Genomic DNA, 19,960 nt, shown 5'->3' on the forward strand with positions numbered 1-19,960 from the left:
CTTGCAAAAACGTATACTGGACTTTATTGTAAGCCTTTTTCTACTGGCTCTGGTTTCGGTTCCACTATTGGTTATGTTCTTGTTGTTACTTTTTTTCAACAAGGGAGCAGGTGTCTTTTTCACTCAAACCCGTACCGGTAAAAACGCGAAACTCTTTCAAATCATCAAGTTTAAAACCATGACCGATGAAAGGGATGAAGAAGGAAGGCTTCTTCCAGACGAGGCGCGTACGACTCCAATAGGGAGGTTTGTCAGATCCGCATCCCTGGATGAATTACCGCAATTGATTAATGTGATAAAGGGGGATATGTCATTGGTTGGTCCAAGACCGTTGCTTGAAAAATACCTGCCCTTGTATTCCGAAGAGCAGAAGCGGCGACACCAGGTTAAACCGGGTATCACCGGCTGGGCGCAAGTTAACGGAAGAAATAACATCAGCTGGACAAAAAAATTTGAATTGGATGTGTGGTACGTGGATAACCAGAGCTTTGGTTTGGATAGTAAAATACTTTGGATGACCCTCTTAAAGGTTGTCAAAAGAAAGGATATCACGACAGATGACCCAACATTATTTCAACCTTTTAACGGAACAAACTGATGCAAGACATAGCCAAATACGGTTTGGGTGGCTCTGGAAAATAAGTGGCCTGTATACCAGCTAAAATTAATAAACGGGTTCCTGCCTGGAATTTGGTTGGATTCTTTGATGATGGAGTATCAAAAGGTAAAGCAATTTCCCATTTTGGAGAGGTACTTGGAGGTTGTGATGAATTAAATGCCTGGCCCCGAAAATTGGCAATTGCTTTCGCTATCGGCTCACCCAAAATTATCGAGATCCTCGTGAAAAAAAATAGTAAATCTAAAAATTGACTTTCCGAATATCATTTATCCGGAGTTTTTTTTCGCTGATCAAATCTCTTTAAAAATGGGTAGGCGGAATGTAGTCGTTCGTGATTGTTCGTTTTCAGTAGACTTCACGGTGGGTGATTTTAATCAGTTTAACAGTATTTCAGCCCTTGCTCAAGACGTGGTTGTGGGATCATACAATGTTTTCATACCTTTGACGCGAGTATCTGGAGAACCCCGTATCGGTAATGGTAATTTTTTTGGATTGAATGCATTGATTTTGCAGGGTTTAAAAATAGGTGATCGGGTTCGGGTAGGACAGGACAGGGAGCGGTATCGATAACCAAACCAAAAGATGGGAACTTATATATGGGTAATCCTGCCCACAAAACAATCTTATAAATGGCTTTATTTAGCTTTAACAACATAAAAATCAGTAGAATTTCTTGTGTGATTCCAATCCCAAGGATCGAGCTTCTATCATGCTTATTGGAGAGGAAGGAGTGGCTGTGTATTTGGAAAAGACCCAAGAGAATACCCTACCTATCAAGTCCTTAATGCGTTTGGATGGAGCAGTGTATCGCTAGTTGATGGGCTCAGCAGGAGGCTATAGAAATCTACATGCGAGTCATGAAGACGAATTGTGTCATGATGGTAATCCACGCAATCTTCACAATTCTTTTATGCAAGGTACCTCTGTGTTCACCTTTACCATACCGGATGTGCACAAAGCCATCAAAGACTATTTAGCACTTTCTGAAACTACTGTAAAAGATTATGATGTATTTGCTTTTCATCAAGCTAACCTCTTAATCATTAAACTAATCACAAAAAAGCTTAAAATACCGATGGAGAAAATCCCATTGGCATTGCCAATATATGGTAATACATCTAGCACATCCTTTTTGGTAAGTTTGTGTGAATTTTAGGGCAGATCAGAAAAAAGGCAATTGAAAGCAATGATGATAGGGTTTGGAGTAGGGATATCGTATTATAAAATAGAGAGACATGTTGGGGATGATGCGTTTATTCCTAATCATTTTGAAAATATTCAAGCGCAAATTGACTTTAAAATAAATGCTATGAGTTGCTTTAAAAGTCAAATAAGACCTTTTCCGAGTACTCGTTCCAAAGAGACAATTGAGGTATTAGCTAAATTTAGAGGCGCAACTGTTGGTTTTTATCGTGCGGAAGCATTTATGACAATTAGAACTATCAATAATTAATAAAATAGGATATGGAAAATCAATTTATAGATCTGCTTAAAGAAGTATTAGAAGTCTCCGAACTTTCACTGTCTGATAATTTCAAAGAATTGAATGAATGGGATTCATTGGCTCTTTTGACCTTAATCGCTGAATTGGATGAACAATATGGGGTACTTATTGAATCTGATGAATTGGATAAAATTCAGACTGTCCAAGAATTATTTGATCTGGTTCAAAATAAAAAGAACTAATGGCTTGCCTCGAATTTGACCAAGTAGGAATATCAGGGATAGCTGCGGCTGTTCCTTCTAATAAAATAATTAATCGGGATTACATACAGTATTTCCCGAAAGAGGACGTAGCTGAGATTGTTGATAAAACCGGTATAGAAGAGCGGAGGTTTGCCGATGGCAGTACCTGCGCTTCTGATTTGTGTCAAGCTGCCGCTGAGAAATTGATTCAGGATTTGGGTATTGACAAATCTGAAATTGACTTGCTGGTTTTTGTATCTCAAACCCCTGACTATCGGATGCCTGCGACATCCGTCTTGTTGCAGGATCGTCTAGGATTATCAAAGCAGACAATGGCATTTGACATCTCTTTAGGATGTTCTGCTTTTGTGTATGCCATCTCAGTTGTTTTTTCGCTTGTTCAATCCGGCCATATTCGAAAGGCTTTATTATTGGATGGTGAAACACGTTCTCGAGCCTACCATCCCAAAGACCGTAGAGTTGCTTTTCTGTTTGGGGATGCTGGTATAGCTGCCTTGATTGAAAAGAATTCGAAATTCGGAAGGAGTTTCTTTAGTTTGAATTCCGATGGAAGTAAGGAGGATTTGATTAAGATTAAATCGGGTGGTTATCGATATCCAAGTTCCTTAGATTCAGTAAAAGAAAGGGTTGTTGATGAACATGGAAATATCAGCACAGATGAGCATGGCGTTATGAATGGTGCCGATGTATTTAATTTCGTGCTCAAAGAAATTCCATCCGATTTCAAACGGATTTTGGACTTATCTCAAGTTCAAATAGAGGATATGGATTATTTTGTTTTTCATCAGGCTAATGCCTTTATGAATGGGTACTTGGCGAGGAGGTTGAAATTGCCTTCAGAGAAGGTACCTTCTTGCATTCGTGAATTCGGCAATACTTCCTCTGTTTCCATTCCACTAACTATAGTAAGCCAGTTACATGGGAAATTAGAAGGTAAGAAAAAACTCTTACTTTCGGGCTTCGGAGTCGGAATGTCCTGGGCTTCTACCGTGATGGGTTTTCAAGACTGTTTTATTAGTGAAATTGTAGAGGTATAAAGTATAGTTTCGTTTATATCTTTTATTATTATTTAAAAATTTTCTATATAATTTTGAAAATTAATAATCCGTATTCCTTAAAAGGAAAAACGATTCTAATTACTGGTGCTTCTTCTGGAATTGGGCAATCAATCGCTATACTTTGTGCTAGTCAAGGCGCAAAATTACTACTAATTGGTAGAGATAGAGATCGATTGGAGAAGACAAAAGATCTGTGTGAAAATAAATCCATGCATGAATTTTTAAGTGTAGATCTTCTTTCTTTTGAGGAAAATAAAGTACGAGTTTATTCATTTCTGACCGATCATGCTCCTATTTATGGCTTAGTTCATGCTGCTGGAATTTCTCCAACTATTCCATTTAAGATTCTAAAAGAAAAGCAATTATTGGAAGCATTTAATCTAAATGTTTTCTCTGTAATCTATTTAATTCAGGCTATCTCTAAAGTTTCAATCAGGTCAAGTGAGGGAATGAGTATTGTTCTGATTTCCTCAGTGATGAGTGAAGTAGGAGAGAAAGGAAAATCTTTGTATTCAATGACGAAATCATCCTTGGTAGCACTATCTAAAAGTTTGGCTCTTGAATATGCGAATAAGGGAATTCGTTTGAATGCCATTTCCCCATCTGTTGTCGATACCCCACTTTCGATGAATTCTCATTACAGAAAGGATGAAAATTCCTTGAATGACGTCTTGAAGCAGCATCCTCTAGGTCTAGGCATGCCCTCGGATATTGCAAATGCAGCAGTTTTTTTATTATCTGATGCTTCCCGTTGGGTAACGGGAACCAATCTAATAGTAGATGGTGGGTATTTAGCCAGATAGTTTTTGAACGAGACTAAAATTATGGTTTTAAATTTATGAGTTTATGAAAGTAATAATTGTAGGTGCAGGTGGTCACGCCGCTGAGTTAGTTGATTATATTCATCATTCAAATAAAATTGATTCACTTCGTGAGCAGATTGAAATTTTGGGTTTAATCGATGATAGTTCTGAAAATCACCTAAAATACGATTTTTCTTATCCTCTTCTAGGTCAAATTTCATCTCATCAAATCGATAAAAATTTTTTTTATTTGATGGGTATTGCGAACTTGAAGTACAGGAAAAAGTTTGTTGAAGAATTTATTGCAAGGGGTGCAAATTTTATTAGCTATATCCACCCTTCTGCATCTGTTTCCTCTACTGCATCTATCGGAAAGGGTGTGGTCGTTGCTCCGAATGTTAATCTAGGGCCCAATTCATTTATCGGAGATTATTCACTCGTCAATAGCAGAGTCAGTTTGGGGCATGATACAAAAATAGGAAAATTTAATTTTTTAAGCCCAAATGTATGTTTTTCAGGCTTTACGGAGGTAGGTGATGAAAATCTTTTCGGTATTAATTCGGCCACCATCCCAGGTATACGAATAGGGAGTAGAAATAAGATTATGGCAGGAATGACTCTTGAAAAGAATGTAGGGGATGATGAAGTTGTATTTTATCGATACAAAGAAAGAATTAGCATCATTAGGGGGTAAGTTTACATCTTGTGGCAAATATTGAATCCGTCGATTGATTTTATAAATTGTACATCAATAAAAATCATTTATAAAAATATAATATAATATTTTTTGAAACGGAGTACAATTATGCCAATTCAAAATTAAAGCCTTGGAAAACTTTAAAAGGTATATGCTGTGCAAAGAAAGCCGTCCTAAAATCATTAGCCCCTCGATTACACGTCTCAATTCCTGAAATAGAAATACGGTATGGGCAAGGCGGCTTTCCTATGCCGATTATCCAAAATGGAAATTTAACGGATAGCAACTTTAATGTTTCCGTTAGTATTTCCCATAGTAAAGAATACGCAATGGCTACGGCAATTGTTACGTGGTCCTTGTAGGGGATTAAGTAAATGTTCGAACAACTTTTTTGAAGCTACCAGGTATCAATGAATTTCCCCTGGGCTAAAAAGGTGTTTAAATCCGATCCATCTAGTCGTTGAGGAGATTCGATTTCCAGCAATAGATTGTTTTTTTCGAACATGGTTTCTGCATGCCGTGAAATAGATTTCCTGAGGATAAGCGTTCGCTGCAAATTCCGGTTATCCCTTCCGGTATAAAAGCAGATCGTAGAATGATAGCCGGGTTGGTTTTTATTCCTCCCAGACAATGCGGATCAGTTTGTTTTCCGAAAGAGGGAACTGATCAGCTCGGAAGGTACGGATGATGTATACGAGTCCTAACCTGTCCGAATGAAATCAGCTGGTATGGATTGGATGATATCTTTCGGGAACTACGGCGGATGGCTACCTGGTCCTATGAAATTCACTGGTAGCGAATTACGAACGGTTTGAATCTTCCTGCGTAAAACATAAAGTATTTTCTTATGTCTGGTTCGTTTATACGTCCCCATTTAAAAAACGTATTTGGCAAATCGGTTGGCACGAGGTACCTGGTCATCGAATCCGACGATTGGGGATCCATTCGAATGCCTTCGCTGGATGCTTGTAAACGCCTGCAAGCAGCGGGGGTCAACCTGGGCAGGGGCGAAGCAGGACGATATAACCGTACGGATACCCTGGCGAGTGCCGAGGACCTGGAGGCACTGTTCGATACCTTAGCGAGGTTCGAAGATCGGAAGGGAAACCCTCCGGTGCTTACGGCAGTCTCTCTGGTAGCCAATCCGGACTTTGATAAAATTAGAGAAGACCGCTTTTCCCGCTACCATTACGAGCCGTTCACAGACACGCTGCGCAGGTACCGGCGGGAGGATGCGCTGCCCCTTTGGAAACAGGGATTGGAGGAAAGGCTTTTTGTTCCGGAATTTCATGGGAGAGAACATCTAAACGTGCCGGTCTGGATGCGTATGTTGCAAGAGGGAGACATTGCTACCCGCATGGGATTTGATTGGGGATGCTGGGGATTTTTGGTCAATACGCCCTACCAAATAAGTTATCGGGCAAGCTTTGACCTGGAGCGGAAAGAGGACCTGGCTTCCCACCGGGAGGCATTGGAAAGCGGTTTGCGGTTGTTTGCGGCGATTCACGGCTATCCCGCTTCCTATCTGGTGCCTCCCAACGGACCGTTTCCCCGGGCGCTAGAAGAAACCAGTGCGGATAGGGGGATCAAGTATATCGGTGTTTCCAAAGTACAGGTGGAACCCCTGGGTTTGGGAAAGCAGCGCAGACGGCTGCATTGGCTGGGGCAGAAAAATCGCTTCAACCAACGGTACCTCACACGAAATGCCTTTTTTGAACCCAATTCGCCGGGTACCGATTGGGTACAATCTTGCCTGAATGAAATCGATCACGCCTTTTTGTGGCGCAAGCCGGCCGTGATCAGTAGTCACCGGGCCAACTATATCGGTAGCTTGGATGAAGAAAATCGAAGGAATAGCCTGGAAAAGCTATCGAATTTGTTGGCGGCAGTACTCAAAAAATGGCCGGATGTGGAGTTTGTTACCAGTACGGAATTAGGGAATCGGCTAACGTAAGCGAATATAGGCTGCGGCTCAAGGGTGTATCTTCGTCTCTTGGTCTGAAAGGATCGAATTTGGTGCAGAAGCTACCGCAGACTTAGTATTCCCATATCTTTGGCAGAAAAATCAAGCGGTTTTGATGGGTACCGGGCAATTCGCCTCACCACTTAACGTGAAATAGCGACCAATGTCATTATTCCAACGGATAGTCCATGAATCAGCACGAAAAAATTGCCAAACGGCTGATTGACCTGTGGGTGGCAGGCCAGCTATTGTTGCTGATGTCCCCGGTTTTGTTGGTACTGGTAGCAATCCTATTTTTGGTTCAGGGTCCCCCGGTATTTTTCGGGCAGCAGCGTCCAGGCAAAGGGGAGCGCCTGTTTACGATTTGGAAATTCCGTACGATGAGTAACGCGTGCAATCAATGGGGTAACCTGCTTCCCGATGCAGAACGACTCACTCCTCTGGGGAAATGGCTCCGAAAGACTTCCCTGGACGAAATCCCACAGTTGGTATGCGTACTCAAAGGAGACATGAGCCTGGTGGGCCCCCGTCCCTTATTGGTTCGCTACCTGCCCTTGTACAACGATTATCACCGGCGCCGGCACGAGGTAAAGCCCGGAATCACAGGATGGGCTCGCGTAAACGGGGGCAACAACCTTACCTGGCAAAAGCGCCTGGATCTGGATATAGCTTATGTGGAAGGTTCGACGCTTCGGTTAGATATGAAAATACTCTGGCTAACTCTAAAATTAGTACTGAAGAGGGAAGGCATTTCGGCTTAGGAGCATGCACCTACCAATCGGCCTTTTTCCGGCAGTTGGAATCGATGATTTTCGTCCAATCACCGGTAGGTCTCGGACAGGTGTACCTTTGTAGCTTCCCATAGATCCTTTGATAAAATGATTGGAACAGATATCGAAGAAGTCCGCCGTATCGAGCGAATCGGGCGAAACAAACCCAACCTACTCCGACGGCTTTATTATCCAGAGGAATGGGCATATGCGCTGACCAAAGCCAATCCTTGGCAAACACTGACCGGTATTTGGTGCGCCAAAGAAGCTGTTTGGAAGGCATGTTCCGGGATAGCGGATGTTGGGATGCAGGATATTTGCATTCAACACCTACCTTCAGGAAAGCCCATCGTTCGAATAACGGTGCTTACCCCCATGCCGCCTATCGAACTGAGTATTTCGCACACCTTGCAGTATGCGGTGGCAGTGGCCATCTTTAGATAAGTTTTGTGGGATAGCGGGTCGCGCTACATTCTTTTGCGACATTAAAAAAAGACTGGAGGTTAGTAAGGACGTTCATTTGATATTTGGGAAGCCTATGCTTGAAAAAAAAGTCAAGACTATTCAACCAAAGAAAGTACTTGTCTTGGTGCTCGCTGAGGAAAAACCCTGGGTGGTTAACGCGCTGCTGGATGCGCTTCGTGGCCTGGATAAAAAACGCTTTGAAGTGCACCTGCATGTATTGCATACCCGGCGGAAATTAGTCCTACCGGTTTGTTCCCAAGAAGTTGGTTTTCATTGGAAGGAGGTCTGGGTGCATCCGCTTGCTTTTGGTGCCGCCCAATGGCTACATCGGGTGCTGGGTATCTCTACTTTTCTAAGGTACCTGGGACGACAGTTGCGTGGTAATTATGCCATCGGTATGGGGATAAATGGAGGCGCTTTAATGGACTTGCTCTTTTTTAGTTCGGCAAAAATAAAGCGAAGGATGCTTTGGATCCATACGGATTTGCAGGCATTCGCCTGGTTTCGACAGCGGGTTGCGGACCATATTTCCGAGCAAACGGCTTTCGAACGGAGGCTGGCGCGAGCAGATGTGGTGCTGGCCGGTTCCCGACTGGTTTACCGGGCTTGTAAATATGGCTTGGGACTGCGCTCCGCGCTTCAGTTGCTGTACCCCCCCCTTGACAGGGAACGGGTATTGTCTCGTAGCCGGCGTCCCTGCGTTGTGCGGATGGAACCGCAGGTATTCAACATGGTGGCCGTAGGGGAGCTTTCCCCTGCACAGGGTTTTGATTTACTTATTGAGGCACTTGCCTTGGTCAAGCGGGACTATTCGCGAATTCATCTCTATCTTGTTGGAGAAGGGAAGTTAAAAGAATTTCTAGAGGAGCAGTGCATGGAGTTGGGCTTGTCCGAGCAAGTAACTTTATTGGGAACGGTCGATCATTATCAAGCTCTGATAGGGCGGGCAGATTTGTTTATCAGCAGCGCTTACTCCGAATCCTATTCGCTGCCGCTTGTGGAAGCGCTGCTTCTGGGAAAGCCTGTACTGGCTACGCACGTTGCTGGTAATGTGGAAGTGCTGGAGAACGGGACCTTTGGTTTGCTTTGTCATCCCGATAAAGATGCGCTGGCTGATGCAATCAAAAGGCTGATCGCCGATTCAATACTCAGAAAACAGTATGCGCAACAGGCTTTACATAGAGCAGCGCAAATCCCCTATCATAGCAGTATTTACGCACTGGAGGACTTGTTTGCGGAAGAAGAGTGAAACGCAAGTGTATCCGTACAAACACTTGGAAGTAGGGCAGAAAGGCCCGCCTGAGGCTCCCATATTCCTGCAGTCAGGGACGCAACGACAGCCCACCAGTGAGGCAACGGCCTGGTGTCTCGGAATGCACACATCCGCCTGAAATGGGTGGTGGAAAATTTCAACGAAAAGCCCGTCAAGAATGGCTACGGTCTTTTGATATCCTTACCAACAGCGGATGAATAGAGCTTCTGATTCGTAAAAAGAGGGTAAAAAGTTATTCGTTCGATTCAAGGGAAAGTAATATGTCTCTCCCGAAAAAAATATAAAAGCTCGATCCGCATCAATCAACTACTCATAGAAAAAAAATAATTGACTTATGGGATTGCAACGTCAACCGATGGAAAGTAAGTTTATTGCAATAATCGGCTACGTTTTGGAATTGGAGGAGCAAACGCTGGAGTTGTCCGATCGGTTTGACGCGTTCCCCGAATGGGATTCCATGGCCCAGCTAACACTTATGTCAGAGCTGAAAGAAAAGTTCGCATTTGCCATCGAAGCATCAGAGCTCCGAAGCGTTGAGACATTGGGGGAATTGTATCGGCGAATTCAGGCCGAAACACCGAAATACTAGCAATATAGCCTGTCTTTCGATCGGCAATTTTAGCATGTGTAAGTTGGCCGTGTTGGTTCCCAAAAAGCCGATTTGTATTTCTGGATTATCGGGTAAACTTTTCTAGGTCTGCGGCTGGAAGGTTGGAAACACCCTATACTGACGAGCGGATTTCGTTGAAAGAGACACCTGCGACGCTGATTCATGTCTTGCCCCGCCAAAACAATTGACAAAGGTCGGGATGTGCTACCGGCAGGGTTTATTTTCTTGCCTTTCTTTCGCAGACAGCGGATTAGCAGATTCCGGCCACATCGTTTACTTTACGGGCAAAATTGGGTTTGCCCAATCGCTGCATGGCCGTTACTACCAATTTGGCCTGCATGGGGCCAGGGCTTTTAATAGTTCAGGGCTCCCTGCTACTGCCGGAGGCATTCAAATCTTCCTGTGGCCGATCGCAGTGTTCCGCTTCGAGGTATACCGTCCCAAGGTACGTCGCTAGGCGTATTTCTCTGTCAATGGAAGTTCTGCGATCTGGCTTGCAGAAATAGCATTGGAAAATAGAATCTTTTTTCACCTGCAATCGGATGGCACCCCCGCCAACCTGATTCGGATAAAATGAGGGGAATTCCTCCACCCAAATAGTAGTGAAACACTAAAAAAAAGAGAATAAATGACCACGGCATTATCTCAACCAAACAAATACGAGACCATGGAAGCCGCGGAGATAGTTAATTTCCTCATACGTGAGATTCTACCATATTTTCGAAAGAAGGCTCGGTTTGCAGGGCTTAGGCAGGCAGATATTGAATATTTCGTCTTCCATCAGGCGAATTAGTTTATGAGCGACTACCTGTGGTAAGAATTAAAAAGGATCCAGGTAAGCGTCTGCGATTGTTCAGCAAATTTGGAAACACTTTCTCTGTCAGTATTCCGCTTACCTGGGTTTCGGTACTTGCCAAAGAAACCACCTCCATCAAACGTTTGATGCCTTCCGGTTTTGGAGTGGGAATATCCTGGGCATTGGCGGTACTCTCTCCGGCCGAATGTCACGTCTCGACGCTGGTCGACGTAGGATAATCGTGCAACTCTAAAAATTTGGTGGATGGTAGGCGTGGAGCTGCTCGGTCAGCATTTTGATAACCCATTAACGGTACGGTATATGAGAAAGCAAGATCCCTACTCCCTGGTTGGAAAGACCATTTTGATTACAGGTGCCTCTTCCGGTATCGGTCGAAGCATTGCGATCCACAGCGCGAAAAAGAGGGCGAAATTGCTATTGATGGGTAGAGATCCCGATCGGTTAAAGGAAACCCTGGAATTATGTAGAAATGGATGCAAACACCAGTCCATTAGTCTGGACTTCACAATCACCGAGGGTTGGCAGGAGGGCATAGAGAAAGTGCTCCGCGAACATGCGCCGATGGATGGATTGGTACACGCAGCCGGCATATCGCCGACCATTCCATTGAAGATTATCCAGCATCAGCAGCTAATCAATACCTTTGAGCTAAACGTGTTTTCTGTCATAAAGCTGATCAAGCTGTTGACTCAGCCAGGGATTAAAAGCAAGGATGGGATGAGTTTTGTACTTTTGTCCTCTGTGATGAGCGAGGCGGGTGAAAAAGGGAAGTTTCTCTACGGGATGACCAAGGCGGCCCTGGTAGCCGCCAGTCGTTCCCTGGCCATGGAATATGCTTCCCAGCAGATGCGTTTTAACTGCATCTCGCCTGGGCTGGTAAATAGCCCCCTTTTGGAAAAATCCTTTTACAGGGGAGATCCGGAGGTCATGAGGCAGATGCTGTCCAGACACCCCCTTGGCCTGGGTGAGGTATCGGACGTCGCCCATGCGGCAGTGTACCTGCTTTCCGACGCCTCGAAATGGGTGACCGGTACGAACATGGTTCTGGATGGCGGTTATTTAGCGAGGTAAAATAGATGGATTAGAGAAAAGTAATAGTGATCGGAGCAGCGCAGCCATGGCAAGTTGCCGTATGGTACGACAGAGAATACGCAAATTCCCTGAACCCCTCCCACAAGCGCGAACAGATGGTGGAAACACCGATAACAATCCCGTAACCTACCGAGATTATGGCTACGAGGTATTCTTTTTGGGTTCCATTTGTACGGATATCTCAACTAACGGGGTTGAGTACTTGCTAGGCATTGCCAGCCTGGAATTATGGGAGACGCGGGTAAAATTCGACTTTAAAAAAGAGCTTTCTTTATCGGATTTGTACATCTCAGGACCGTTGGTTCGAAATCGGGCAGCGCCGGTGAGGCTGTGGTGATTGCTCCCAATGTCGCCGTTGGTCCGTTTGCCAGGGTCGGCGCTTATTCCTTGCTCAACAGCCCTTGCTGCGTTGCACACAATACCGAAGTGGGTAACTACAATGTTAAAGTCCCAATAGGCGCCTTTCCGGTCATACCCGGGTCGGTGATAGGAACTTTTTCGGCATCAACAGCGCGACCATCCCCTAGGTTCCCGAATTAACGTGCTGGTAAGCCTCAGGTTGGTTCATTCGATAGGAGACGATTGGTTGGTTTTAAACCGATTCTGGGACAAAATATTTTACCGGTTTCAAAAGATAAAAGCATGTATTTCCAAGTATTTTTTTAATCAAAGAATTCCGTACTGCGCTTTATTTACCAATTGTTTCACTTGACAAACCTATCTTAAAGTCTGTCTGGATTATTGGCTACCTTCAAAATAAAAAACATGGAAAGGTTGGCTTTGGAGTTTGATGACGTGTCGATACGAAATGGAGTGGAGGTGGTTCCTGTTAAAAATACATTCGCTATTGAAAAATTGGCCAAAGAACACGAAATGATAATCTTGGGATCAGAGTATTTATTTAAAATGAATGTTCAGGAAGTGAGGCACTCCGAAACGTCCTTTTACTACGATTTTAAGAATTGGGTAAGCTATGTATTGTTTGCAGGAATAATCAAGCTCGCTTTGAAAAAATCTAAAATTGATCTCAAAATCGGACTTTCGCTAGCCGATTTTTATCAAAACAACGCACGATTTGGCAATCTGATTCGGAGAAAAACCCTGAACTATTACACGATGGGAATCAGACACCGGAAGACCATCGAGTTTCTTAATGTTGATTTGTATCCCAATATTTATGCGCAGGGGCTATTTCTCCAAAAAATATACGGAACTCCCGAGTTTGTGGTGTTGAGTTTATCGAATTCTTGCATGGAAGGGATGGCGTTCAATAGCGAAGAGGGAGCCTTGCAACAGAAATACGTCATTGGTAAAGGTCTCGATCATTACCGGACGAAATTTGCATTTGACTTGCAAATTGCCGTGGAGAATGGAAGTATGGAAAAAGAATCCATCCCCTGCACGATGGAAGGTTTTTTCCGCTTTCACCTTCAAAAGAAAGTGGATTACCTGATGAAGGAAAACCCGGACCTTCACATCTTTTTTATCAGCGACAAAACGCTGGATCCTCTGGATTTTGAACGGTTTGTTCGGATGGCCGCCTCCGGGAAGCCCTACACGGTGGTAGATGAGGGTCCGAATGTTTCTTGTCATGGCTTGTTTGAAACGTACTCCAATTCCTATCATTCGAAGCTCGAACGGGTGTCAGTCGCCGTCAACAGGGATTTTAGTACTTTTCTTTGCCATAAAAACCATGGCTTCAAGCACAATACCCGACGGTCGGTGAGGAATCAAAAAGCTATTTCATCCTTTTCTGTATGAAAAAAGTCAGTTACCATAATATCTCTTTACTAGGGGTTTTGGTTCTGTCTTTTTGGGCGGTCTTTCCAGCCGTTGCGCAAAGCAAAGAGTACCGCGATCGCTCCATTCTTAAACTGAACCTACCGGCTTTACTGGTAAACACCTATCAATTGCAGTCTGAATACTTAGTGCATAGAAAATTCTCTCTGGTTCTTACTGCTCGATACATGCCTTCGGGGCCGCTACCCTATGCCACTCAATTGGCTTCCCTTGTCGAGGATGTCTCTGAGGGGGATCTTTTGAAAGCAAGTCTGGACAACTACGCGGTAAGTCCCGAGATCCGGTACTACCTGGGGAAAAAGGGTAAAGGTAGAGGGTTTTACCTGGCTCCTTTTTTTCGAGTTGCGCGATACCGAGCAAGTTACGCAGGTCTCTCGGTAGATTTTGATCTGCCTGCCGAGGCCGCGCCCTACCAGCGGGAGCTCTCCGTCGAAGGTAAATTAAACAGCCTGACCGGAGGTATCTATATAGGAAAGCAGTGGCGCTTTGCACGTAAGTTTTACCTCGATTGGTGGATCGTTGGTGGATCTTATGGACGCAGTAATGGCGTTTTCTCAGCGGATATACCACTGGACGCGGAGGAGCAAGAGGTAATCCGCGAGGAGCTGGCGTTTACTGCCGAGTATCCACTAATTCGTGTACAGCCCCGGGTCAACGAATCGGGAATACGGACGGACGTGGAGTCCTTCTGGGGGGCATCCGTAGTGGATTGTGTCTGGGTTTTGTACTTTATTAATGTTGTTTTCATGTAGTTAATTGTTAAACCAAGAATCGAATGAAATTTGTTACCATGAATTTTTCTAAAAAATGGGGGATGCTGCTGTTGCTGGTCTTCCTGGGCGGTCTGTCGATCAAGTGCAGCACGTCCGAAATGGATTTTATAGATCCCTTTGAATTTGTCACCGAAGAGTTTGACAATGTTCCGGATGTGGTGGTGGTAGAAGACCCCGAACCAGAGGTGCAGGAGGTGGAGACGGGAGAGGTTGCCAATCTGGAGGTGGCCGGTGAACTAACGGGTTCGATTATTCAGGTAGTGGAGTCGGAGGGCAGCCTGGAATTGGCGGAGGAGACCGAACAAATTGTGGAGAAGGTAGAGGAAACATCCAATGCCGTCCTTTCTGAGGCACTTGGATCTACTGATGAGGAAGTGTTGACGGAGGCCGTGGAGAGCTTTGAAGAAGAGGAGGCCGTGGCACTGCTAGAGGAGGAAACGGTGTTGACGGAAGAACAGGAGACCGTACTAACTGCGGTTGAGGCCGCCCCGGAGGCTTTCGAGGAAATCGGCGCATTACTTCCGGCGGTAGAGGAAACCGAAGACTTCTCCATTCTTGAGGAAGATGAAGGAGAATTTCCGGACGATATTGACTTTGACTTGGAGTTGGATTTGGAATTGAGTGTTAAAACGAGCGCTAGTGCCTTGCGTTCGCTCACGCTGGTGGGGCCCTGTGCGGAATCGGCAAATGAGGCTTATGCGGTAGCGGTTGCAAGGCTGGAGCAGCAGCGCGACGCAAACCTGGCAACCATCAGTCAAAATTACCAACGGCGCATAACGGAGGCAAACAGCCGTCTGGCGGAGCGGACCAATGCGTACAATGCTTTTTTTCGGCCAGGCTAAGTAGTATTCGCAATACCGTACGGGCAATATTTGCTGCCGCTAGACAAGTGTCTCAACGCGGAGATTTTCGGCGTGCCAGGCAGCTCTACTCCTATGCCTTTGTGTATTCGTATTGGTCGAGGTACTCTCTGTTTCGATACCGTTTTCGCACATTTGAAACCTTTCGGAGGAGACGGATTTTGGAAATCCGAGAAGCGCAAGCATCGGCGACACGGCTCGCTGCAAATGTCCGAAGTAATTTTAACCAATCTTTGGTAGTTGCCGATGCCAATCTCCGGGAGGCTTTGGACAGTTGCCACAATCAAGGAGCAGGAAATTAATAAACGAAATGTAATCATGAAAAAATACACGTTTTTATTCGCTTTACTCGTTCTTATCGGTTCTGCGGAATCGGCAATCGGGCAAATCCGCCTGAAGAGTATCTACGGAGGTTTTGGTGTTTTCGCGCGTTCTTACGAAGGAAACGACGAAACCCGCCTGCTTTCGGTCTTTGATATCGAAGGCGTACCTTCCATTGCTCCCTTGGGTACGGTGACGCAGTTGCTGCCTTCGGTAGGATTGGAACTTGGCCTTGCCGAATGGCTATCGCTGGACGGTCGCATTGGATTCATCAATAAGAAATTTACGGCCAGCCAGGTGCTGACAGGATTGACAATAGAAGAGACGATCAGTCAGCGTATTCTCCCCGTGTCGGTTGGTGTCAAGTGGTTAAGCAACGAGATTCTCGAAAGCCGGATGAGTTATTTTTTTGGCGCGGGAGTTAATCGGTATTTTATTCAGAATGAGGTGCAGCGCATCGTGGTTGGCGGACAGGGTAGTGTACGTCCCTCGACCTATGCCGGGAACAATTACGGGGGCTACCTTCAGGCTGGTCTGGATTATCTTCTCGACAGTAACCTTTCGATCGGTTTTGATGGTAGGTATCACATGGGTAGTTACGTGCAAAATTACCGAGACACGGAAAATGTCCCTCGAAGGTTGAAAGTTCCAGTTAGGGGGTTCGAGTTCGGAATCTCGCTAAAATATAATTTTGGCAAAAGTATGGGGGACGATAAGGCAGAGACCAACGAATAGTGATGCCGGGTTGCGCGATTCGGGGCAATGCTTGGCTGGCTGCATCTATACTTTGCCTGTTTTGCGCACCCGCCTTTTCTCAGAACAACCTAACGGGTAAGCCCGGGCTCGTACACAGTCCGCATCCCTTTGTTACGGATGACAGCCGGTTTGTGAGTACCGTCACGTTTACGCCGGCTGATCAATCGGTTAATTTCTTTATTTCGGAATATTCGGATGAGGTGATGGTCAGTGGCTTTCTACCGTTGAACGATCGCTTGTTCTTAAATTTTAACCTCACCTATTTGCCCGAACTTGCTGACAGGGTAGGGATAGGGGATCGTCACCTGGACCTGAGTTGGTTGGTGGTGAAGGAGAAAGGTGGGTGGCTCCCCTCGTTGATGCTGACTGTAACGGCTCCCCTAGGTCAGTCTTCCTTCCTGTCTCAGGATCTCTTGGTAGTAGGGAAGTCCATGGCACTTGGCTCCGGTAGTCTCTCCCTTTCCGTGGGCTATGCCTCCCCTTTTTTCTTATATGGAGGGAAATACGTACGCAAAAAGGAGTTTGGCGTCCGGTACCTGAGCGGTGGCTTCGCCGGGTTGACCTATCGACCCATTCCTGCACTGGGACTGCAAGCGGAAATACACGGGAGCAGTACCCATTTATCCTTCTTTTATTTGTACGAGGATAAGATAAGCCTTAAGATAAATTGGTTGGAGCTTCAGTCTTTGGGGTTTCAGATGGCAGTGTCTTTTCCCCTTGGATTTAAACCCAGAGAAATGCGGCGTTATGAGAATTAGGGTTGCTTTTTGCTGGATATTGTTTTTTGGTTGGGTAGATGGGTTTCCTCAGGTACAAACGGAACGTGCCTTTGCGCATGGATTTGAACAAATTCGGTATTTCGCTAATGAGGATTCGGCTTGGGTTGGATACGAGCACCGTAATTTCCGGAATCCGGCCCATGGGATGCTGTACCTGGTTCAATCGCTGGATGTTTCTTCTGTGGCTTCTCTGCAGGTAGTGCCGCGTTACCACAACGTACCGCTTGGAACCTTCGATGTAAACGGCAGGAAATTCCAATCCACCCTGCCTGCTTTTATTTCTGGAAATCGCTCAGCAGGGGATGTTTCGGGTTACCGGATTCATGTTCGATTTTCACCGGATATTCAGGCCCGTTTCGGGAATTTCAACAATCCGGTTCAGGCCAAAGTAAACGTACTTTTGGACACCAAAATCTTTTTGGGACATGGACTCGCGCTTTATTCCGGAGTCGTGTTGCCAATCGCCAATAACCTGGATAGCCAGTCCAATAACGTGCGTCCGGGACCTACGCAACTTCAATACTTTGGCAGGATGGCCGCAGGACATTTTGTCTTTATTTCGGCGGGGACCTTCTTTTATGACCGCTACGGGTTGGACCTACAGTACCGTAAATTTGATTTTACCAATCGCCTTAGTTATGGCTTGGAGGCAGGGATTACCGGGTTTTATTTCTTTCCACCGGAGGGTCTGTATACCCGTTCCATGAATGACCTGTACGCACTGGTCGACCTGGAATATTTTTTTCCGTCCCTGTCTAGCTCGTTTGGGTTGAGCGCCGGGCAGTTTTTGTTTTTAGACCGCGGTCTACGCCTGGATTTGGTTAGGCAGTATGGAAATATAGATGTAGGCCTATTTGTTGCAAGGACGGAGAACGGGACGAATGCAGGGTTCAATCTTGCTTTTTCACTGTTTCCCGGAAAGATTCTGCGCACAAAAGGGATAGAAATTCGCACAAATGAAGACTTCCGGTGGGAATACGGGCACAATAACGAAGACGTAGTGGGGCGGCGCTACCGGACGGGGACCACTCGATTGAAAGATTTCCTGCGTCCCTATCATTCCGAATTTATTGCCGGTCAAATATCCTCTGCATTTTAATTGATGAATTTTATGAACGTATCGACCAAGACCAAACGAATATTTCTCTCCTCTCCACATATGGGGGGTACGGAGATGAAACATGTGCAAAATGCATTTAGCGAAAACTACATCGCGCCCCTGGGTACAAATGTTGATCGGTTTGAAGGAAAACTGCGTCAGTACCTTTCCATTTCCGGAGCCTTGACAACAGCTTCGGGTACCGCAGCGCTACATCTTGGGTTGCGTATGTTGGGGGTTGCTAATGATGATTTGGTGCTGTGTCAGTCCTTTACCTTTGTTGCGACCGTTAATCCCATTTTGTACCAATGGGCACATCCGGTATTCATCGATAGTGAAAGGGATACCTGGAACATGGACCCGGATCAGTTGGAGCGGGCAATCAAGGCTTGCCTGGATGGAACGCTACACGAATTTTCAGGTCTGGGTTTTTTCAAAAATCGACCGCCACAGTTGCCCAAGGCGATCGTTCCGGTGCATCTGTACGGGATGCCGGCGAAGATGGATCGGATTATGGATATAGCGGATCGCTACGGTATTCCGGTTCTGGAAGACGCAGCCGAGGCGCTTGGGTCCGAGGTTCGGGGGAGGAAATGCGGGACCTTTGGAGAAATGGGTATTTTTTCCTTTAATGGGAATAAAATTATTACGACGAGTGGGGGAGGTGCGCTGGTATCCGGTGATCCCCGGCACATTGAAAATGGACTCTTCCTGTCGTCTCAGGCCCGGGATCCTGAAATACATTACGAACACAGCATGCTCGGGTACAATTACCGATTCAGCAATGTCCTGGCTGGTATTGGTATTGGGCAAATGGAAATGTTGGATCGATTTATTGCTAAGCGGAGAAATAATTTCTTTCGGTATCGGAGGGAACTGGAAGATCTACCCGGTATTTTCTTTCCAATGGAACCGGAAGGGTATTTTTCGAACCGCTGGCTCACCACGCTTGTGTTTGATGCCAATTGGTATCCGACCTTGCGGATACCTGACCTTGTTGCTTATTTTTCGGAACATAACATTGAATGTAGACCGCTTTGGAAGCCGATTCATTTGCAGCCCTTGTACAGGGACTATCCATATTTCGGAGATGGATTCGGTGAATTTTTGTTTGGTCATGGGATCTGTCTACCCAGTGGAAGCAATCTTTCGCGTGAGGATATTGCTCTCGTTATCCTGCTTTTACGGGATTTTTTGGCCAAGCACAAGGCATGAGGCTTATTGTCCGGTATCATATCCGAATGTCGGTCCTTGGACTGTAGGTGTGTTGGTAGAATAAGAAAAAAAGTAAATCGATTGATTTCTTCAAGGTAAATTTGGTTGATAGATGGCCCCTTTAAGTGGACTTTTTCTCGTTCATTTACGGGGGTTTTTTGTTAAAATGGTTGAAGCAGTACACGGTTGGCGAAGAGGTTAGTAAGGTACCTGGCGTATTGTAGCGGGAGAGGTACTGAGCCACTTTCGTTGATCGAAAATGCGGCTCTTCCAAACAGCGAATCAAGCGGCATTGGCAGAAAGTTACAGACGGTCCTACTCGCTTTCAGGTAAATTTCAGTGGCATTACCGGTAGGAAACAGTGCTTGATTTCGTCTAACACTAGCCAGATTTATCCTAATTAAAATAATCACGGTAACGCCGGAAAAATGAAAATAAACTGGTTATAGCGTTCCGATGAAAACTAAAACCCTCCTGCCGAAT

22 protein-coding genes are annotated in these 19,960 nt (G+C 45.4%); all 22 read left to right on the plus strand.

The annotated features are described in order from the left end of the window. Window position 1 precedes the first annotated feature (1 nt). The 22 genes from ABWH99_RS07265 (at window position 2) to ABWH99_RS07370 (ending at window position 19,477) form a co-directional block, all read left to right on the plus strand. Window positions 2–598, plus strand: coding sequence for a sugar transferase (locus ABWH99_RS07265; protein ID WP_375585624.1), 597 nt, complete (start codon window positions 2–4; stop codon window positions 596–598). 44 nt (window positions 599–642) lie between these two features. Beyond that, window positions 643–870: a hypothetical protein gene (locus tag ABWH99_RS07270; protein ID WP_375585625.1), complete on the plus strand. Its 228-nt coding sequence runs from the start codon at window positions 643–645 to the stop codon at window positions 868–870. A gap of 566 nt (window positions 871–1,436) precedes the next feature. Next, window positions 1,437–1,775: a 3-oxoacyl-[acyl-carrier-protein] synthase III C-terminal domain-containing protein gene (locus ABWH99_RS07275; RefSeq protein ID WP_375585626.1), complete on the plus strand. Its 339-nt coding sequence runs from the start codon at window positions 1,437–1,439 to the stop codon at window positions 1,773–1,775. Window positions 1,776–1,796: 21 nt separating this feature from the next. Beyond that, window positions 1,797–2,072: a PIG-L deacetylase family protein gene (locus ABWH99_RS07280; RefSeq protein WP_375585627.1), complete on the plus strand. Its 276-nt coding sequence runs from the start codon at window positions 1,797–1,799 to the stop codon at window positions 2,070–2,072. 11 nt (window positions 2,073–2,083) lie between these two features. Beyond that, on the plus strand, window positions 2,084–2,305 hold the full coding sequence (locus ABWH99_RS07285; protein WP_375585628.1) for an acyl carrier protein: 222 nt from the start codon (window positions 2,084–2,086) through the stop codon (window positions 2,303–2,305). Further along, a complete protein-coding gene (locus ABWH99_RS07290; protein WP_375585629.1) occupies window positions 2,305–3,363 on the plus strand; it encodes a 3-oxoacyl-ACP synthase III family protein in 1,059 nt (352 codons plus the stop codon). Before ABWH99_RS07285 ends, ABWH99_RS07290 begins: the two co-directional genes overlap by 1 nt. Window positions 3,364–3,416: 53 nt before the next feature. Further along, window positions 3,417–4,187, plus strand: coding sequence for an SDR family NAD(P)-dependent oxidoreductase (locus ABWH99_RS07295; protein WP_375585630.1), 771 nt, complete (start codon window positions 3,417–3,419; stop codon window positions 4,185–4,187). A 43-nt stretch (window positions 4,188–4,230) separates the two neighbouring features. Next, entirely contained in the window at window positions 4,231–4,881 is a 651-nt protein-coding gene (locus tag ABWH99_RS07300; RefSeq protein WP_375585631.1) for an acetyltransferase, read from the plus strand. A gap of 850 nt (window positions 4,882–5,731) precedes the next feature. Beyond that, window positions 5,732–6,838: a hypothetical protein gene (locus ABWH99_RS07305; protein WP_375585632.1), complete on the plus strand. Its 1,107-nt coding sequence runs from the start codon at window positions 5,732–5,734 to the stop codon at window positions 6,836–6,838. Window positions 6,839–7,035: 197 nt separating this feature from the next. After that, window positions 7,036–7,608, plus strand: coding sequence for a sugar transferase (locus tag ABWH99_RS07310; protein ID WP_375585633.1), 573 nt, complete (start codon window positions 7,036–7,038; stop codon window positions 7,606–7,608). 117 nt (window positions 7,609–7,725) lie between these two features. Then, complete coding sequence (locus tag ABWH99_RS07315) at window positions 7,726–8,061, plus strand: holo-ACP synthase (protein ID WP_375585634.1); 336 nt, start codon at window positions 7,726–7,728, stop codon at window positions 8,059–8,061. Between the two features lie 94 nt (window positions 8,062–8,155). Beyond that, window positions 8,156–9,331, plus strand: coding sequence for a glycosyltransferase (locus tag ABWH99_RS07320; RefSeq protein WP_375585635.1), 1,176 nt, complete (start codon window positions 8,156–8,158; stop codon window positions 9,329–9,331). A gap of 358 nt (window positions 9,332–9,689) precedes the next feature. Then, window positions 9,690–9,944 (plus strand): acyl carrier protein, encoded by a 255-nt coding sequence (locus ABWH99_RS07325; protein ID WP_375585636.1) that lies wholly within the window; start codon window positions 9,690–9,692, stop codon window positions 9,942–9,944. Between the two features lie 870 nt (window positions 9,945–10,814). After that, window positions 10,815–11,000, plus strand: a complete 186-nt coding sequence (locus tag ABWH99_RS07330; protein ID WP_375585637.1) for a hypothetical protein — start codon at window positions 10,815–10,817, stop codon at window positions 10,998–11,000. 82 nt (window positions 11,001–11,082) lie between these two features. Continuing rightward, the gene (locus ABWH99_RS07335) at window positions 11,083–11,853 is read left to right on the plus strand and encodes an SDR family NAD(P)-dependent oxidoreductase (protein ID WP_375585638.1); all 771 of its coding nucleotides are present in this window, start codon (window positions 11,083–11,085) and stop codon (window positions 11,851–11,853) included. A 786-nt stretch (window positions 11,854–12,639) separates the two neighbouring features. After that, window positions 12,640–13,635: a hypothetical protein gene (locus ABWH99_RS07340; RefSeq protein ID WP_375585639.1), complete on the plus strand. Its 996-nt coding sequence runs from the start codon at window positions 12,640–12,642 to the stop codon at window positions 13,633–13,635. Continuing rightward, window positions 13,632–14,426 (plus strand): DUF3575 domain-containing protein, encoded by a 795-nt coding sequence (locus ABWH99_RS07345; RefSeq protein ID WP_375585640.1) that lies wholly within the window; start codon window positions 13,632–13,634, stop codon window positions 14,424–14,426. Before ABWH99_RS07340 ends, ABWH99_RS07345 begins: the two co-directional genes overlap by 4 nt. Before the next feature lie 23 nt (window positions 14,427–14,449). Then, window positions 14,450–15,289 (plus strand): hypothetical protein, encoded by an 840-nt coding sequence (locus ABWH99_RS07350; RefSeq protein WP_375585641.1) that lies wholly within the window; start codon window positions 14,450–14,452, stop codon window positions 15,287–15,289. A 336-nt stretch (window positions 15,290–15,625) separates the two neighbouring features. Beyond that, on the plus strand, window positions 15,626–16,363 hold the full coding sequence (locus ABWH99_RS07355) for a hypothetical protein (protein ID WP_375585642.1): 738 nt from the start codon (window positions 15,626–15,628) through the stop codon (window positions 16,361–16,363). 2 nt (window positions 16,364–16,365) lie between these two features. After that, window positions 16,366–17,142 carry a hypothetical protein gene (locus tag ABWH99_RS07360; protein ID WP_375585643.1) on the plus strand — a complete coding sequence of 259 codons (777 nt, stop codon included), beginning with the start codon at window positions 16,366–16,368 and terminating at the stop codon, window positions 17,140–17,142. Continuing rightward, the gene (locus ABWH99_RS07365) at window positions 17,132–18,262 is read left to right on the plus strand and encodes a hypothetical protein (protein ID WP_375585644.1); all 1,131 of its coding nucleotides are present in this window, start codon (window positions 17,132–17,134) and stop codon (window positions 18,260–18,262) included. Before ABWH99_RS07360 ends, ABWH99_RS07365 begins: the two co-directional genes overlap by 11 nt. A gap of 12 nt (window positions 18,263–18,274) precedes the next feature. Beyond that, the gene (locus ABWH99_RS07370; RefSeq protein ID WP_375585645.1) at window positions 18,275–19,477 is read left to right on the plus strand and encodes a DegT/DnrJ/EryC1/StrS family aminotransferase; all 1,203 of its coding nucleotides are present in this window, start codon (window positions 18,275–18,277) and stop codon (window positions 19,475–19,477) included. The last annotated feature ends 483 nt before the right edge of the window (window positions 19,478–19,960 follow it).

This window comes from Cyclobacterium xiamenense (assembly GCF_042140265.1).
In the GTDB taxonomy this organism is placed as follows: domain Bacteria; phylum Bacteroidota; class Bacteroidia; order Cytophagales; family Cyclobacteriaceae; genus Cyclobacterium; species Cyclobacterium xiamenense_A.